The organism is Sphingobacterium sp. MYb382 (assembly GCF_037572665.1).
Taxonomy (GTDB): domain Bacteria; phylum Bacteroidota; class Bacteroidia; order Sphingobacteriales; family Sphingobacteriaceae; genus Sphingobacterium.
Window position 1 is genome coordinate 281,741 of record NZ_JBBGZT010000012.1, and the last position, 15,971, is coordinate 297,711.

At 39.9% G+C, this 15,971-nt stretch carries 15 protein-coding genes; 3 read left to right on the plus strand and 12 right to left on the minus strand.

All coding sequences use genetic code 11. The features are described from left to right. Positions 1 to 70: 70 nt before the first annotated feature. From WH223_RS06335 to WH223_RS06365, 7 genes are all read right to left on the minus strand, one after another. Positions 71 to 1,672: a tetratricopeptide repeat protein gene (locus tag WH223_RS06335; RefSeq protein WP_340046700.1), complete on the minus strand. Its 1,602-nt coding sequence runs from the start codon at positions 1,670 to 1,672 to the stop codon at positions 71 to 73. A 506-nt stretch (positions 1,673 to 2,178) separates the two neighbouring features. Beyond that, a complete protein-coding gene (locus tag WH223_RS06340) occupies positions 2,179 to 2,463 on the minus strand; it encodes a GIY-YIG nuclease family protein (RefSeq protein WP_340046701.1) in 285 nt (94 codons plus the stop codon). Positions 2,464 to 2,574: 111 nt separating this feature from the next. Continuing rightward, a complete protein-coding gene (locus tag WH223_RS06345; RefSeq protein ID WP_340046702.1) occupies positions 2,575 to 2,994 on the minus strand; it encodes a luciferase domain-containing protein in 420 nt (139 codons plus the stop codon). After that, complete coding sequence (locus WH223_RS06350; protein ID WP_340046703.1) at positions 2,995 to 3,933, minus strand: hypothetical protein; 939 nt, start codon at positions 3,931 to 3,933, stop codon at positions 2,995 to 2,997. It lies immediately after the preceding gene. Between the two features lie 222 nt (positions 3,934 to 4,155). Next, positions 4,156 to 4,599 (minus strand): GNAT family N-acetyltransferase, encoded by a 444-nt coding sequence (locus WH223_RS06355; RefSeq protein ID WP_340046704.1) that lies wholly within the window; start codon positions 4,597 to 4,599, stop codon positions 4,156 to 4,158. A gap of 153 nt (positions 4,600 to 4,752) precedes the next feature. Beyond that, on the minus strand, positions 4,753 to 5,388 hold the full coding sequence (locus tag WH223_RS06360) for a response regulator transcription factor (protein ID WP_340046705.1): 636 nt from the start codon (positions 5,386 to 5,388) through the stop codon (positions 4,753 to 4,755). Between the two features lie 12 nt (positions 5,389 to 5,400). Next, positions 5,401 to 7,293: a sensor histidine kinase gene (locus WH223_RS06365; protein WP_340046706.1), complete on the minus strand. Its 1,893-nt coding sequence runs from the start codon at positions 7,291 to 7,293 to the stop codon at positions 5,401 to 5,403. A 178-nt stretch (positions 7,294 to 7,471) separates the two neighbouring features. Between WH223_RS06365 and WH223_RS06370 the strand changes: the two genes are divergently transcribed. Further along, on the plus strand, positions 7,472 to 8,665 hold the full coding sequence (locus tag WH223_RS06370; RefSeq protein ID WP_340046707.1) for an OmpA family protein: 1,194 nt from the start codon (positions 7,472 to 7,474) through the stop codon (positions 8,663 to 8,665). 11 nt (positions 8,666 to 8,676) lie between these two features. Continuing rightward, positions 8,677 to 10,452 carry a PL29 family lyase N-terminal domain-containing protein gene (locus WH223_RS06375; protein WP_340046708.1) on the plus strand — a complete coding sequence of 592 codons (1,776 nt, stop codon included), beginning with the start codon at positions 8,677 to 8,679 and terminating at the stop codon, positions 10,450 to 10,452. A 255-nt stretch (positions 10,453 to 10,707) separates the two neighbouring features. Here WH223_RS06375 and WH223_RS06380 read toward each other — a convergent pair whose 3' ends face one another. Next, the gene (locus WH223_RS06380; protein WP_340046709.1) at positions 10,708 to 11,073 is read right to left on the minus strand and encodes a hypothetical protein; all 366 of its coding nucleotides are present in this window, start codon (positions 11,071 to 11,073) and stop codon (positions 10,708 to 10,710) included. 219 nt (positions 11,074 to 11,292) lie between these two features. Here WH223_RS06380 and glsA point away from each other — a divergent pair, with 219 nt between their 5' ends. Then, positions 11,293 to 12,309 carry a glutaminase A gene (glsA, locus tag WH223_RS06385; RefSeq protein ID WP_340046710.1) on the plus strand — a complete coding sequence of 339 codons (1,017 nt, stop codon included), beginning with the start codon at positions 11,293 to 11,295 and terminating at the stop codon, positions 12,307 to 12,309. A 40-nt stretch (positions 12,310 to 12,349) separates the two neighbouring features. On the opposite strand, the gene WH223_RS06390 is transcribed toward glsA, so the two are convergent. The 4 genes from WH223_RS06390 to WH223_RS06405 all read right to left on the minus strand — a co-directional run bounded on the left by WH223_RS06390 (position 12,350) and on the right by WH223_RS06405 (position 15,944). Further along, positions 12,350 to 13,492, minus strand: a complete 1,143-nt coding sequence (locus WH223_RS06390; protein WP_340046711.1) for a glutathionylspermidine synthase family protein — start codon at positions 13,490 to 13,492, stop codon at positions 12,350 to 12,352. Continuing rightward, positions 13,492 to 13,866: a hypothetical protein gene (locus tag WH223_RS06395; RefSeq protein WP_340046712.1), complete on the minus strand. Its 375-nt coding sequence runs from the start codon at positions 13,864 to 13,866 to the stop codon at positions 13,492 to 13,494. Before WH223_RS06395 ends, WH223_RS06390 begins: the two co-directional genes overlap by 1 nt. Before the next feature lie 6 nt (positions 13,867 to 13,872). Beyond that, the gene (locus WH223_RS06400; protein ID WP_340046713.1) at positions 13,873 to 14,160 is read right to left on the minus strand and encodes a hypothetical protein; all 288 of its coding nucleotides are present in this window, start codon (positions 14,158 to 14,160) and stop codon (positions 13,873 to 13,875) included. Between the two features lie 431 nt (positions 14,161 to 14,591). Next, positions 14,592 to 15,944, minus strand: coding sequence for a glycoside hydrolase family 18 protein (locus WH223_RS06405; RefSeq protein WP_340046714.1), 1,353 nt, complete (start codon positions 15,942 to 15,944; stop codon positions 14,592 to 14,594). Positions 15,945 to 15,971 lie beyond the last annotated feature (27 nt).

Below are 15,971 nucleotides of genomic sequence, written 5' to 3' on the forward strand. Positions count from 1 at the left end.
CCGTTACATGATGTTTACGTTAAGAAATTATTAATAACCGTAAATCGCTAAAAAAAGCCCCTAATGGGGCTTATAATGATTGTATAAAAAAGGTGAGGTTATCCCCTTGTTCGATGTTTAGCTTCTTTCGTAAACGGTAGCGTGCCACACGCAAACTGTCTGTAGAGATGCCGAGCATCACCGCTATTTCTGCCGAGCTAAGATTCATCTTCATTAACGCGATTAAGCGCAAATCGGCAGGTGTCAAGTCGGCGCTGTAGCTTTTCAGTTTATCGAAAAACTCTTGATGCACCTGATCGAAGGCTTGTGCAAATTCTTTCCAATGTTGCTCCTCACCAAATGAATTATCTATCTCCTGAATCAGCTGTTTAATTTGTTTTTTCTGATCACGACGGTCATCCTTCACCATGGCTAACAAATCGCTACGCAGCTGTTCTAATAACTGTTTATTCTTAATCAAGTTGAGCGTATGCGCCGAGAGTTCACGTCCTTTTACAATGAGCTGCTCCTTGAGGAGCTCCTCTTCCAACACTTTATTTTCAAGCTGAAGCTGCACCAAGGCATGTTCGGCCTCTTGCTTCTCGGTGGTAATTTTCTGGTCTCTAATTTTTAATCGCTGTCTACTAAAGGTCAAAAAGATTAAAACACCAACCAGTATGGCACCTATCCCAAAAGAAATCATCAAAATACGATTAACCGTACGTTCTCCGTTAAGCCTCTCAATTTCGTCCGCTTGCTTATTCATGTCGTAAAGCACTTGCAGAAAAGACGTTTGTTTCAATACATCTTGCGAATAGACGTCTAGACTAAGTGTGCGACTACGCTCTGCATAGTGGTAGGCACTATCCAATTGCTTCATCAATCCATAGGTTTTCCCTAAATCCTTAGCCGCAGAAGCCATTTGATAGGTATTTTTTGTTTTCTCCGCTAAGTGTAACGCTTCCTTCGTTTTGGCAATACTAGCGCTATACTGCCCTGTCTTGCGCAAAATATCACCCAAATTATTAATGACCTCAATGGTGCCCACTTCATTATTTGCAGCTGTATAAAGGGCTAAAGACTGCTGAAAGTTGGTTAACGCTTCGCTATATTTTTCTAAATCTTCGTAGATACTACCTAGGTTTTCATAAATCTTTGCTGCACCTTCTTTATTATTGCACAACTGAAACTTACTTAACGCCAAATTTTGGTAATAAAAGGCGCTATCGTACAGCTGTCGCTTCTCATACACCTGACCAATACTTCCTAAGATATGAGCCTGTCCCTCTTCATTATTTGTCTTCTTGTACAATTCAAGAGCCTGAGTAAACACTTCCTGTGCTTTATCGTGCTGCTTATTATAAAAGTAAAGGATGCCCATCTTCCCAAAAGTCTGCGCTATCTTATCCGACCTCCCCGCCTTATCGAAAGCCTTTTCGGCATCAAAATAAAACTCCATAGCTTGCTGATAATGGCCTTGATGGAAACATATCTCCCCCATTGCTTGTAGGTACTCCCCTTGCATTGACGTGTCTCCCGCCTTCTTCGACTCCCCATACAGTTCCCGTAGCGAGCGTAAAGCGGTATCAGGCTGTTGCTGAGCGAGCTCCTGCAATCGAGATAACCTATCCTGCTGACCATACAACATATGCCCCAACAGCAACAAGAAACAAAAACTATAAACGCGAATCATAAACCTGCCTGTTAATTTTATGCAAAGTAAGGGATACAGTATGAAGTTAATGTTAAGTTGTGTGTTTACGGAAAACATGTCACCTAAAGTCAGTCGAAGGACAGCATGACAATTTGGAAAAGTCTTTGCAGGAAAAAATAGTCGTTTCTATAAATCAAATTCAATCGAAGCATGTCACCCTGAGCCTGTCGAAGGGTCTAGCATTAATTACGCTAAAAATCTTTATAAATGATGCTTCGACAGGCTCAGCAGGACAATTTGGAAAAGCCTCTGCAAGAAAAAATAGTCGTTTCTATAAATCAAATTCAATCGAAGCATGTCACCCTGAGCTTGTCGAAGGGTCTAGCATTAATTACGCTAAAAATCTTTATAAATGATGCTTCGACTTGTCATCCTGAGCCTGTCGAAGGACAGCATGACAATTTGGAAATGCCTCTGCAAGAAAAAATAATTGTTTCTATAAATCAAATTCAATCGAAGCATACCTCCCCCAGCCTGTCGAAGGGTTATGAATGTTTCGATAATCCTGGCAAATCCTCCCATCGATCATTAATAAGAGCTTCTTTTTTCCTACGACTCCATCCCTTAACTTGTTTTTCGAAGTTTATGGCTTGGTTTACATCCTGAAATCCAAGAGAAAACAAAAGAACAACTGGTCTTCTTTTAAACGTATAACTCGCGGGCTTAAACTCAGTATTATGCTCATACAACCGCTGTTCTAGATTATTTGTTATTCCTGTATAATAAGAACCATCCCTACACTTTAAAATATAAACAAAATATAAATCCATAAGCCCCTTTTTAAATCACTACATAGAAGATAAAATTACTATTTACATTATTCTTAACGTTACAAAAGAGAACGATATGGCCAACAACTTTTCGTTCCTTCGACTCAAAGCCTAACGTGCTACTTTTAGGTCATAGGCACGTCTGAGTAATTCTATAGCATAAGCAACATCACATTCGTTCTTTACATAAAAACTAATCCAACCAGAGTTCTCAAAAACATGGTGGTCTTGTATTCGTCCTTCACGTAGGAGTTCTTTTTTCAACTTTTGCGAAAATAAAATATCCAATAGGCCATTGCTATGGAGATGCGCAAATTCCTTATCGCAGTAATTAAATTGCGTTCCACCATATTTATGGAGTTGTATATCGGTACCTGGGAATTGTAGTACCTCATCTTCAATAGCATCAATCCAGTTCAACATCTGGGGATTGGCAACAAGTATCCAAAGTTTAAGCAGGCTATCGTAGAAGATGGCCAGGAAGGGAATATGCTTCAGAAATCCGAGTCTGTTTACAACAAAAGAAAACATCTACTTTGCTTCAGCTAACGTTTTAATATGTTTCATCACACGAAAGTGAACATTACGTGTAATACTTTCTGCCCATAAATCATAATACCATGATGGAAACACATGGAGCTTATACCAGCTGTTACCAATTAAAGTTGTCGTGCCATCACCATTATCTTGTAATAAAAACTGGCCCCGTTTGATATCGATATGTCCCATAATTTCAGGATCCTGCGGTTGACCAATAATATCGAACGTTAAGTCCTTATTAACATCGTAGCGAACGATGGTTTCATCAAAAATATAACCATTGCTAAAAATACATTTGCGATTAGCACCAAGTTCGCGAGCAGAAACTGTGGTTGCCATCGGGCTAGGCATACCTATATTAAAAAGCCAGTAATCGGCTGGTTTTTCTATTTTATCAAAAGCGACAACATGGGACCATATTTCTGCCGGAGAGGCATTAATAAGAAGTTCATCTGACACTAAATTCTCATGATCATGATCCGACAAAGAATCGGCTACAAACACTAAAACTAATAGACTGATAATACTTACATTCACCGTTTGGTTACGTTTTTTGAACATTACCTTACCCATAAAAGCTCCTGTGATGACAAAGCTAAAAATCAAAGGTGACACAATAAGCAAGCATATAATACCTTCACCCAAAAAGATACTACTCAGCAAAATACCTAGCAAGCCGTTAAGAACCGCATACCCAACGATAGTGCTACTTTTCAGTCCTAGATTGCGCCAATACCAAGCGGTGATAATACCCATTAATACGGGCACGATAACAAACTCCGAAAAGACGAGTACGCCCGCTCCGCTACTATTCTCCTGTATAAAAGCATTCTGCAATCCGATAATCGTCATTGCAAAAACATTAGCAAGCAATATCCCTTGCACAATTGGAGAAGGGATGAAACGGTCAATTATCTTTTTAAACTTCATATAATTCTATCGCGGTAATTCGGTACTATTAGCGGTCTAAAGATAAATGAAATTCTAGGTTAAACAACATAGCCAAGATTTAAAAGAATCATTTTAACGGACAACATCTACTAAAATGATTCTTTTACCTTATATTTTTTTCAGCTTTACAAAAGCTATACTCCTGCATCCTCGTTTACAACGAGGACAGTTAAAGATGACTATTTATTTAAAACAACAACCTTAAATCACGTAGTTATAAAATTTAAAAGTACTTTGCTTGAAGCCTAATTTTTCATACAGAAATTGTGCTGTATTGTCTTTCGCGGTGCTCAACGAAACACGCGAACATCCTTCTTGGCGCGCTATCTCTATCGCCTCTTCTATGAGAAGCTTGGCGACTCCCCTTCCACGCTGGTCTTCCCCAACGAAAAGATCATTCAAGATGTATACTTTCTTCATAACGGAAGATGAAAAAGTAGGAAAAAGCTGCGTAAAACCAACGACTTCAACTCCTTCTTTTGCATAGATGATAATAGACTCTTTGTTCGTCAGTCGAGCTGTCAAAAATTGGCTTGCTCCTTCTTTATCACTTTCCATACCATAAAATTCACGGTATAGATTAAACAAAGGTTCGATAGATGGAATGTCTGCTAAAGTCGCTAAGTGTGTACTAACTGTCGCCATATTAAAAGATTAATTACGTATAGAAAAGGTTGTTCAACCCATCATATTGGGGTGCAATCTAATTTAGTAATTAAAAGAAAAGAGACACGTATATTTTTACAAAACTATGGATAGCCACGCATCATTAAGAAGCGGCACCTAGGAACCTTTCCGCTAAAATTGAAATTTATGGGCGAAGGCAATAAGCTCCGCGGTACTCTGCACCTGCAGCTTACGATTAATATTTTTTCGATGCGTTTCTACTGTATAAGTACTTAATTCCAAAATCGCAGCAATTTGCTTCGTTGCATTTCCTTCTCGAATAAGTCTTATAATATCAATTTCCCGTTGAGATAACTTATAATTACGTAAAAAAGGATCTGCATTAGCCAACTCATTATCCAACGCAGCATTCGTTGCAGACACCAAGAAAGTAGGTATTCCTTTTTTTGTATTTAGTATAGACTCCTTTAGCACCGAAGCTGTAATATCTTTCATCACATAGCCCATGGCTCCAATTTCCTTTGCTTGCTTGATAAGCTCTGCATTATGATACATGCTGATGAACAAAATTTTCACCGATGGATATAGCTGTAAAATACGCTTCGTAGCTTCAATACCATTCAAATGCGGCATATTGATATCCATCAGAATAATATCGGGCACTGTCGCATTTAATTTCTGCATCAGCAATTTGCCATCAGTCACCTTTGCAATAACCTCAAATCCATCTAGCGACTGCACAATCTGCTCAAGTCCGTCTGCAAATAAAGCATGATCATCCGCAATTATAATTTTTGTATTCTCCATACTAGCTACTATTTACAAAGGAATATCAATGATAATCGTCGTTCCTTGGTTATTGTTATCAATGTTTATTTTCCCATTTAGAAAAGCTACCCGTGAATGTATATTCTTCAAGCCTATACCTTTCTGAGATTGACTTTCTGTAAAACCTATACCATCATCTTCAAAAACTAAGGTTATTTCCTTATCTGCGATTACCAAATCAATATTTACCTGCGAAGCTTTAGCATGTTTGATGGCATTATTAATAAGCTCATTAACGATACGGTACAAGTTGATAGATTGGTTTTCATGGAGGAAACGGTCGTCACCATCCATATTAAGCCAAAATCGGGTAGCTGTAAAGTTGTACAACTCGTCGACACGATTACGTAGCGCTTGAAATAGATGGATAGTTGCAAAATCTTTAGGCAACAAGTCATGCGAAATATGCCGTAGGTCGACCAATGCTTTTTGCGTAATAGCAAGCGTACGCTCTTGATAAGGACTATTTAACCAAGGTTCCGTTTTATTCGTAATATGAAGTAATAAGGTGCTTAATGTAGCGCCTAAATCATCATGTAAATCTTGTGCCAACCGTTTTCGTTCTTCTTCCTGTGCGGCCATGATATTCTGTGTCATCGCAATCTTTTGATCGATTAGCTTTAACTCTAAGTTCTCGCGTTCTTTTTTCAAGACAGCGTACCGGTAAATGATACTCGCAAAGATGATTAAAGACTCGACAATTAACCCAATTTGTATACTGGTGGGTGGCGACATCAATATCGATAAATTATTGGTTACTAAAATCACATAGCACACGCTAATAATATTAAGGGTTAGGTAAACGATGGCCGCCAAATAAAACCATGCTGGTTTAAATCCTTTCCGAACGCAAATAATAGCTGCCCAAGTAATGGAAAAAGCAATCCCTGCAATAGCTAACATATAGGAATTACTAATAACCTTATTAAGCAACCCTTGCTGCGGATGTAACATATACAAACCCACTTTAGCCAGTAGGACAAGGATCAATAAACCTTTAAATACATATAAAGAATAATAAGCGACAAGGCTATGCTGCTTCAATTTAAGAAAAACAACAGCAAGCTGTGCCATCAGGAGCATGGTTATAGCGCCTGCCACGAACTGAGAAATCTTAAAGATTGCTGGATAATCGGGAAAAAGAAATTGATAGTCTAAACCGACGCTGCTGAACACCCAAGCGAGTGTCGCTAAAACATAGGCCGCATATAGATAATGAATTTTATCAGCTAACGAAATACCGAGAAAAAGGTTTATAACGATATTGAAAAACATAATACCGACAATTATCCCGATAATGATATAGGTAAACTGTTCTTCTTTTTTAAAGGCAGACTCACTTATCAATTCAGGACTTATGCTAAAGCGTTCACCTTTTCTTTCTGCTCTGATTAAGAAACTCGAGCGCTCCCCTTTGCTTAGGCGAATTGGCAATACGAAATCGTGGTATATATAGCCGCGAGAGTCAAAAGGTCGCTCAGCGCCTGTTTGCAAAATATTTTCAAAGCCTATAGGGGTTTCTTTATAAATATCTATCGACTTGACAAAGGGATAATTAAATTTATAGAATAGGCTTCTTTCTTCTTCCGCATCGTTCACTACCGTAAAGGTCAACCAAAAGTCAGTAGTCGTAAATCCAGGATTTATACTACCAGTAGAAGAAAGCAATTGGCCTCGTCCTTCTTTTAATAGCTGATAAGCACGATCTGGAGATAGCTGCTCTTCACTTTGCATCCATCGTAGATGGTTAGCTAAGGAATAAACATCTTTACTCGTTATGACGATTGTGTCTATTGCTTCGGCAGCATAAAGCAGTGTACTTATACCACTAAGGGAAAAGCACAAAAATAACTGAACGATATATTTCTGAAATAACAACTTCATCTCCTGTAAAGTTGGTAAAAATATTTGATGCGTTGATTACCCAAAAATAGGTAGTCACAAGTGGCCCATCCTCCTATTCGGCTACCTGCTTTTGGGTATTGCATTTCCTTTTTGATGAAAATACTTTTGTTTACGGTATAACGACTAGATTTTTTAACAGAATATACGCGTATAGCAGATGATTAAAACATATTTACAGCTACTTGTAGGCTGTGCTACCCTATTTTGTTTGCCTGCCAAAGCACAATCTCCTGATAGCAGCACAGCTCTTTACGTTGCTGTACATGCAGGCTCACCCTTATTCTGGGGAGATTTTAGCTCTACGGCTGAAAAGCTACGCTTGGGCTACGGAGGTGGACTTTCTTTAGGCTATCAGCTCAACAAATGGATGGCTACGGAGCTTGACGTCAACTTTATGAAAGGTAGGCTTGACGCCAACAAGTGGCAAACGACTGACCTGCTCGACGATAACGGGGTGATACGCTACACAAAAGGCAATTTCAAAGCTAGTTCCGTTTATAGTAAAACCACGGTATTGCAGGTTGGTTTACGATTACCTATTTCCGTATTTCGACTTTTTGATGCCGATAAAAAATTCAACATCGCTATTGCCCCACACATCTATCTCAACAAATTTAATCCTGGAATCTATGCTATAGAAACCAACAAAAAAGTAACAGATGGAGCAAAAGTAACTACTTGGAGCTATTCCGCTGGCGGTGATATTGGTTTTTCATACAAACTAGCACATGGAAAAGCGATTTTTCTACAATCGGCATTAAGCTGGTTAAGCGATGATAAATTTGAAGGAATAACAACGGAACCAGCATGGCGCGATAACTTAATGCTATACACCCGTATCGGCATACGCTTCAACTTAGGCAAAAAGAAAAATGGTGTTGCTCCGACACCTATCCAGTCAACAGTAGCAGTTGCCAGCCCTAAAAAGGAAGAAGTAGTCGAGGTTACAAATCCATCTCAGCCTTTAGTAAACCAACCGAATAGCATTGAAAAAACGCAAGAGAAGCAAAAGGATACTAATCCGAATGAGCTCCTAAGCCCTATTTATTTCAAATTAAATAAAGCTACTATAGATGAAACGAAACATGCGGAAATACTTAATAGGATGCTACAACTAGCGAATTTATACCCACAGCTACCAATCGTGATTGAAGGATGGTCGGATACCAGCGGACCTGTAGCCTTTAATAACAGCTTAGCGCAGCAACGCGCGGAGGCACTTGCCAGCTATCTCATCCAACAAGGTGTAGACCAGAAAAGAATTCAAGTGGTCGGCAAGGGTTCCGATAAGCAGTTGGGTCGATCTGCTAAAGCTCGACGAGCGGAATTAATATTTATTATCAACCCTTAGTTGTCTGTATTATGAGAATCAAACATACTTTATTTTTTGCACTAGGGCTTTTCCTTGCTGTAGCATGTAAGCGTACTGATTTTGATGAACTGCTGCGCCGACAAAAGAGCCAGCAAGAGCAACTTGATGATCAGGCAAAACGCATAGCAGCCATTGAAAATGCTGTAAAAGGTATAAACAGCGATATCATAGCGCTCAAGGCGATTACTGATGCGCTACAAAAAAAATTAAGTATCAAGTCTTTCAATCCCACTAGCAACGGCTATCTACTCATCATGAGTGACGGTAGCACAATCAATCTGACGAATGGTAAAGATGGTAAGGACGGACAAAATGGATCGAATGGAGGTAACGGCAAAGATGGTGTGAATGCTCCTGTCATCGGTGTCAAACAAGACAGCGATGGACAGTATTATTGGACACTCGGTGACAATTTTATCCTTCAGAACGGGAATAAACTCCGTGTAACAGGCAATGACGGACAAAATGGATCAAACGGTAGCAACGGCAAGGATGCGGTTACACCGCTGTTGCAAGTTAATACAAACAGCAATGAGTGGCTAATCAGTTATGATAATGGCCTTACCTGGCAGGTGGTGCGCGACCAAGCAGGCAACCCTGTACCTGCTACAGGTGCCCCGGGAGCTACAGGGCCAGAAGGGCCAACGGGACCTGCTGGTCAGTCTGGTTTTAGCATTAGCGACGAAGGGGATTTCATCATCATTACTTACCTCGGGAAAAGCTATAGCTTGGCTAAAGCGCAGTGGTACATAATCGCCGGCCGGGATCATACTTTTTTCCTGAGTCCAAAAGGCAATTTATACGGTATCGGAAGCAATACCTACGGTCAATTAGGCTTGGGAGACTACAATACGAGAAATTCAATCGTATTCATTACGGACAACGTGCAAAGCGCGGCAACAAATAGCATACATACTTTGCTGTTGAAAAAAGATGGAACTGTTTGGAGTACGGGATACAATTATAACGGTCAATTGGGCATTGATATTAATAGTAATTCACAAAACACTTTGACACGAATTACAGATAAAGTAAAAGCTATACATACAGGTAGCGGTAATTCTTTTGTCATTAAAACCGATGGAACTTTATGGGCTACAGGACAGAACCACTTTGGTCAACTGGGGCTTGGTGACGCATTGGAACGAAATACATTGAACTATGTTACCGATAAGGTTTCGGCTGTTTCGGCAACATACGGCCATACTTTAGTTTTAAAAACAGATGGATCGCTTTATGCTATGGGTTCGAATAGCTTGTATCAAATGGGTTTGAGCAGTGTGCAGAATTATCTTGTGCCCACCCTTGTGCTTAACGATGTGAAAGCTATCGCTACTGGGTATCAAGCCTATTCTTTGGTACAGAAAACGGATAATTCCATCTGGACAACAGGTAACAATACCTATGGCCAACTAGGCACTGGAGACAACCTGCCACGCCAATTATTTACCCAAGTACTGAATCAAGCAAAATCTATAGGTGTAGGCTCCTTTCATTCCTTCGTGCTAAAATCGGATAATACCCTTTGGGGCACGGGCGGAAATACAAATGGACAACTGGGCCTGGGCAATCTAACACCGCTTAATCAGTTTACACAAATAATGGACAACATTTCGCAGCTATACCTAGGCCTAACTACGACTTTTATCATGAAAGGTGATGGTACATTATGGGCCACAGGAGATAATCGCTTTGGACAGCTTGGTACAGGAGTCTCTGAACAAAATGTGATCAACTTTAAGCAGGTAATTTTACCGAATGAATAGAAAGGCTATCCTTTTATTAATCTATAGATAAACCCTTGGGGAGTTTACGTTGTAGGCTGGTTGTTATAGAACATAACAATCAGTACTACAAATAAAACAAGTAGGAAAAATGCGCTAGGGATTGGAGCATCTTAGCTCTTTTGCCTACGCGCTAGCGGGAGGCAAAAAGCGTTGCGGAAAGCCCTACGTTAAGGGCGTAATTAAAAACGCCCCTAACGGAGCGCCCAAATCGATATAATGAATTAAAAAGAGGACTTAGCGAACTCTTTTCATCACATAGACGATACCGCTAGTCCCTCCTGTTCCATCATAGTTACTGGTTAAATCAAGCGTATTGACAAGCTCATAACCAAGCTCGGCCATGTAATTTAGAATGGCTCCATAAGACCTTTTATTCGTGAGAAGATAGGAAAGTCTATTCCCTGCTTCAATTTGATCATCCGTGTCGCCCACATCAACATTTACCTTAAGTTTCTTAGATAGGAATTTTCCTTCCACGCGAATATAGGCGTAGGTATAAACGGTTATGGAATCTTTTTGTGCAGGTTTCACGCTCTGCTGTTGCGCATAGGTCGCCGTACAGAAAAAGAAAATAAAAAACAGAAATAGATATTGCTTCATAATGGCCAGTTTTAGAGCTGACAAGATAGTAAATTTGCAGGTTCGCGCATAGTATTTTTAAAAGACTAAGTTGCTTAAAACTAAATTTGAATATACGACCAATTTATACCTAACTATGCGCTACTTTGATCAACTTTTTATATACTTGATGGAATTGATGCTTTTCTCTTAGAGGAGTATCTTCAGATTGCTTATTTTACATGATATAGAAACGAAAACATGAACATATATTACGCTATGGGTAAACAGCTTAAAAGCATCTTTGTGGGAGCTCTGCTTCTTTTTGGAACAGGGGTGTATGCGCAAAAAGCAGATTCCGCGAAAGACTTTTCAAAGGCTACACTGACTTCCATTATGGAGAAAAATCGAGGTTACTATCTAGAAGTAAAAGTAGCCGACTATATCCCAGAATTGGGAAAGATGGATGCACAAGCTTTAGCCTTTGCCGTAGTAGATGAAAAAGGTAAGTTGACAAGTGTGGGCGATGTGGGTAAAAAGTTTACGATGCAGAGTATTTCTAAAATCATCAGCTTGATGCTCGCGGTAATGGAGCAGGGCGAAAAAGCAGTTTTCGAAAAGATGGGCTATTATGGTACTGACAAGCCTTTTAACCACTTTGCAAACCTAGAAACGATGGGCAAGCCCTTGAACCCGATGATGAATGCGGGGGCTATTTTGACGACTTCTCTTATTTCGGGCAGCGGACAGGAGCCTTTTGATAAAATTTTGGCCATGGTGCGCTTCATCTGCAACGATGTGACGATAGACTACAGCAAGCCTGTTTATACTTCGGAAAAAGAGACGGGACACCGCAACCGTGGGATGTTCTACATTATGAAAAATGCAGGTTTAATATCGGGCACGGAAGATCAGCTGGACAACTACTTTCGTCAATGTTCTATAGAACTTTCAGTGGAGGATTTGGCTAAGATAGGTTACTTTTTTGGTCATCAGTGTGTTCGTTTTGATGGTGATAGCCGTTATAAAAATGCAGAAATAGCGAAACTTGTGCAGTCGCAAATGTTGATTGCAGGCATGTATGAGTTTAGTGGTGAATATGCCCGTACGGTAGGCCTTCCAAGCAAATCGGGCGTTGGTGGTGGTATTGTGGTAAGTGTTCCAAATAAGATAGGAATTGGTACGTTCAGTGCTCCACTAGATAGTCATGGCAACTCTTTGGTGGGCTACCATATGATTCTAGATTTGGTGAATCAATATAAGCTAGGGTTATTCTAGGATGGCGGTAAAAATAATGATGAAGGGGCTTTTCGCCCCTTTAATATTTTATAACGTGTGGTATAAATCTACTTTTATCCGTTGTAATTGGCATATCAGACTCTCGAAAGGATATACCGCAGGACTCTTGTCCGATGACCCAGCTACCGATGATAGAAAAACCAGTTTCTTCCCGATGTAGCGTAGCTAATTCTTGGTAAACATAGCCTTCATGGCCATACTCCCCTTCTGTTGCATAAATCATCTCTTTATCGTAATACATCTCTACATTGGCTCCTTCGCGCGAAAGCAACGGCTTTTTCACAAAATGCTGTAGATATTCAGGCTCCTCAAAATAGGCCGCCAAAAGGTGCGGATGGTTAGGAAATAACTCCCAAAGGATAGGTAGAATAGCTTTGTTTGACAATAGCATCTTCCAGGATGGTTCTATCCATTGTGCTTGATGGATATCGAGACAGATATTCTTACCAAACTCCTCACGCACCATCCATTCCCAAGGGTACAATTTGAATATAGACTGTATCGGTTCTCCTTCCAGATCTACAAACTGGCTATCTGCCCAGCCTATCTCGTCAATATAAATTAACTTGGTCTGGATACCTGCTTGTATCGCTGTATCGCGAAGATATTCAAGATTTGTTAAGTCTTCAAGGCTTTCTTTTACACAAGAAAAATGTAAGGTTTCTCCTTTCAGATAGGGTTTTAAGGTAGTCCAGCTTTGTATTAATTGTTCATGAATACTGTTGAACTGGTCGACCAACTCTGGAAAATAATGCTTTTTCCAATGCCACTGCACGATCCCTGTTTCAAACAAAGATGTTGGTGTATCGGCATTAAACTCAAGCATCTTGAGTTCTTGATGTTCTTCATCGTAAGCAAAGTCGAAACGACCATAAATAGAAGGCTCATCATTTTCCCAGGAGCGCTCAATATGCCCTATCATATAGGGTGGAATGCGGAAATGGGCATATTGCTTATGCTTAATGACATATTCAACGGCCTCCAAACACATTTCCCAAAGCTCGTTTGTAGCTTTATATATTAAATCGGCTTCTTTATTGGTGATTTCATAGTAGTAATCGTCTACCCAAAAAGGTACATTATCGATACTATGGTAGCCGAAGCCAATAGACTCCAGGCGTTCTTGCCAATTGGCTTCTTTACGTAAGTTTTGTATCTTCATTAACCGCCTACCGAGGAGTTACTCACCGAACTACGTCCAAATCCACCTCTTTGTGCTTTGAAGGCATTGGCTTTATTGACGTTACTTCCCGAAACGGAACTTGGGTGAATATTATTATTGGCATAGCCTAATGCTCCTCCCATGTGGCGAAAGGCCATAAACCAGAGTAAGGAAGTACCTATACCACCGCCACCACGACGTCCTTCTTGGTTGTAATTGTCGGTTACTTCCGTGTAGGGTGCTGACGAGTCGGCACGCATAAAAACACGCTGCTTATTAGGGTCGTTATTTTGCTTCGCTACGGGCTGCGCACAGGATGCCAACACCGAAGTGATTAGTACTAACTGTATACTTTTAGATGCTTTTTTTCTCATAACTTCTTACTGTACGGTTACAAAGATTGGGACATGGCGTAAAGAGCTTGTATCGGTAGCATTCCATGATTTTGGTTTCGCTTCCGTGATAATAGTATCACTTTTTTCGGCAATACGGTCGCCATTATACCATATATTTTGTGTGGTAATATGTAAGACGGAGTCTCCTCGTTCTACGGTCGACAGCGTTACTTCACGCGCCGATTTCTTGTCTAAAGATTCCAGATTTTGAGTTTTCTGCTCCTCACAACTAAAGAAGAGCGCACATGCAAAAAGGGCTATAAGGTATTTCATCACTTGTAATAATACGATTTTTCCACCGATTTTAGGCTATAAAAATGTAAATATGACGGTTAAAAGGGGAAATGCTACTGTATTTTGGTCCTTTTATCAATCCGTGTAAAAATGCTGTAGCGAGGAAGGAAATTTGTAAATCAGGGGTAAACGCTCACATACAAAAAAGTGTAATACCTTTAAAAATCAACTATTCTTTAAAAGGTACTACACTGCATGATATTAAACATTCCTTATTGGCAGCAAAAATGACGTCGATAATTCAAAAATTAAGCCTGGTACTCGCCAATTAAGAGAACTCGAATATTGCTGCGGGAATAAAGTTGTTGAATACAAAAAATTAGGTCGTAAAAAAGTATGGCTATTGCGCAGAATACGTCAATAGCCATACATTATTTTATCGTCAAAAATTTATTCTGTAAAAAAGGTCTTTACTTTATGTTTGCTTTTATCGTAGCCATCAGGGAACGATTATCTTTAACATCATAGTCACCAGCCCATAAATAAGCTCCTTTAAACCCTTGTTCTTTTACATAATCAGCTTTTTCTTTAATAAGAACAACACCATTGTAATACACTCCTTTACCAATGTTTGGCAGGTAATCTTTTTTATAAGCATCGGCATCACTACTCGCTTGCAAGATACTCGTATAGCTAACATTTGTATAAGAACCCCAACTCAAGTTGTTGCCATCACTATCAAGCTCATCATAACGAATGCCATAGGCAGGCATACCAAGTACAAGTTTGTTTTTAGCAAAACCTTTATTAGTCCATACTGCTGCCGAACTTATCATGTAGTCTAATGTTGATGACTGCCCTAATGGTGCCCCAGGGCTAACATGTGCTCCATCATCATAGGCACGTACATGAATCCAATCAGCTTGTGATAAATCCGTATAGTTCCAATGTAGATAATTGGTTGTTACGGTTGCCGTAACCAATTTACCGGGTTGTAAAGCTGCTTTCAAAGCATTAATAAATGGACCTACAGCTGCCGCATTACGGCCAGCTATCGCAGCATCATCATTGCTGAGGTCAGTCATCAAAACATCAATGCCATCGATTTTCTTACGTTCTACGTAGTCCACCAAGGTTGTCACTAATTGCGCCATCAATGTGGGATTAGAGATTACATCACCAAAATCGCTATTATTATATAGCGCCCAGCCATCTACGCCAGAAAGTCTTCCAGACACACTGAGCAGGAAAGGAATACCATTCAAGTGAGCACGTGCAACCAGCTCGTCTGTAACTTGATTTAGATCGCCTTTTGAAAAATCTATCCCACCTTCAGGTAGAACACGTGCACCATTGAAGGCAACGTGCGTAACTTGCTTCCAATCGATGAAAGAGGCATTACCATTTTCTGTCAAATAAGAAAGGGCAATTTGATCGAAAGGTTTTGGTGCGTAGGTACTTGGGCTAACCAATACTTTAGACTTCCGTGTAGAAACATTTCCCTTGAAGGAAGCTTCTAAAGTAACCTCAAACTCGCCTCCCCCATTTGGAGGTGTAAAGACAAAGGCCGTATCACTGGATACATGCTGACCATTAACCTTCCAGCTAATTTCCATCCCTTTGCTTGGTGAAGGAGAAAAGCTCAGGCGATTAAAATTGACTGACGCTCCCTCTTCAACAATTCTATTAGGCGAAGTAAAAGTGTTACCATTATCAAATATCCGTGGATAGAAATCGCTATCAAACGTATATTCTTTATCGTTGGAACAGCCTAGCTGAAATAAAATCAAGGCTACGGCTATAATTGCTACAATTTTTTTCATGTTTTTTGTTTTAAAATCCACTATCCA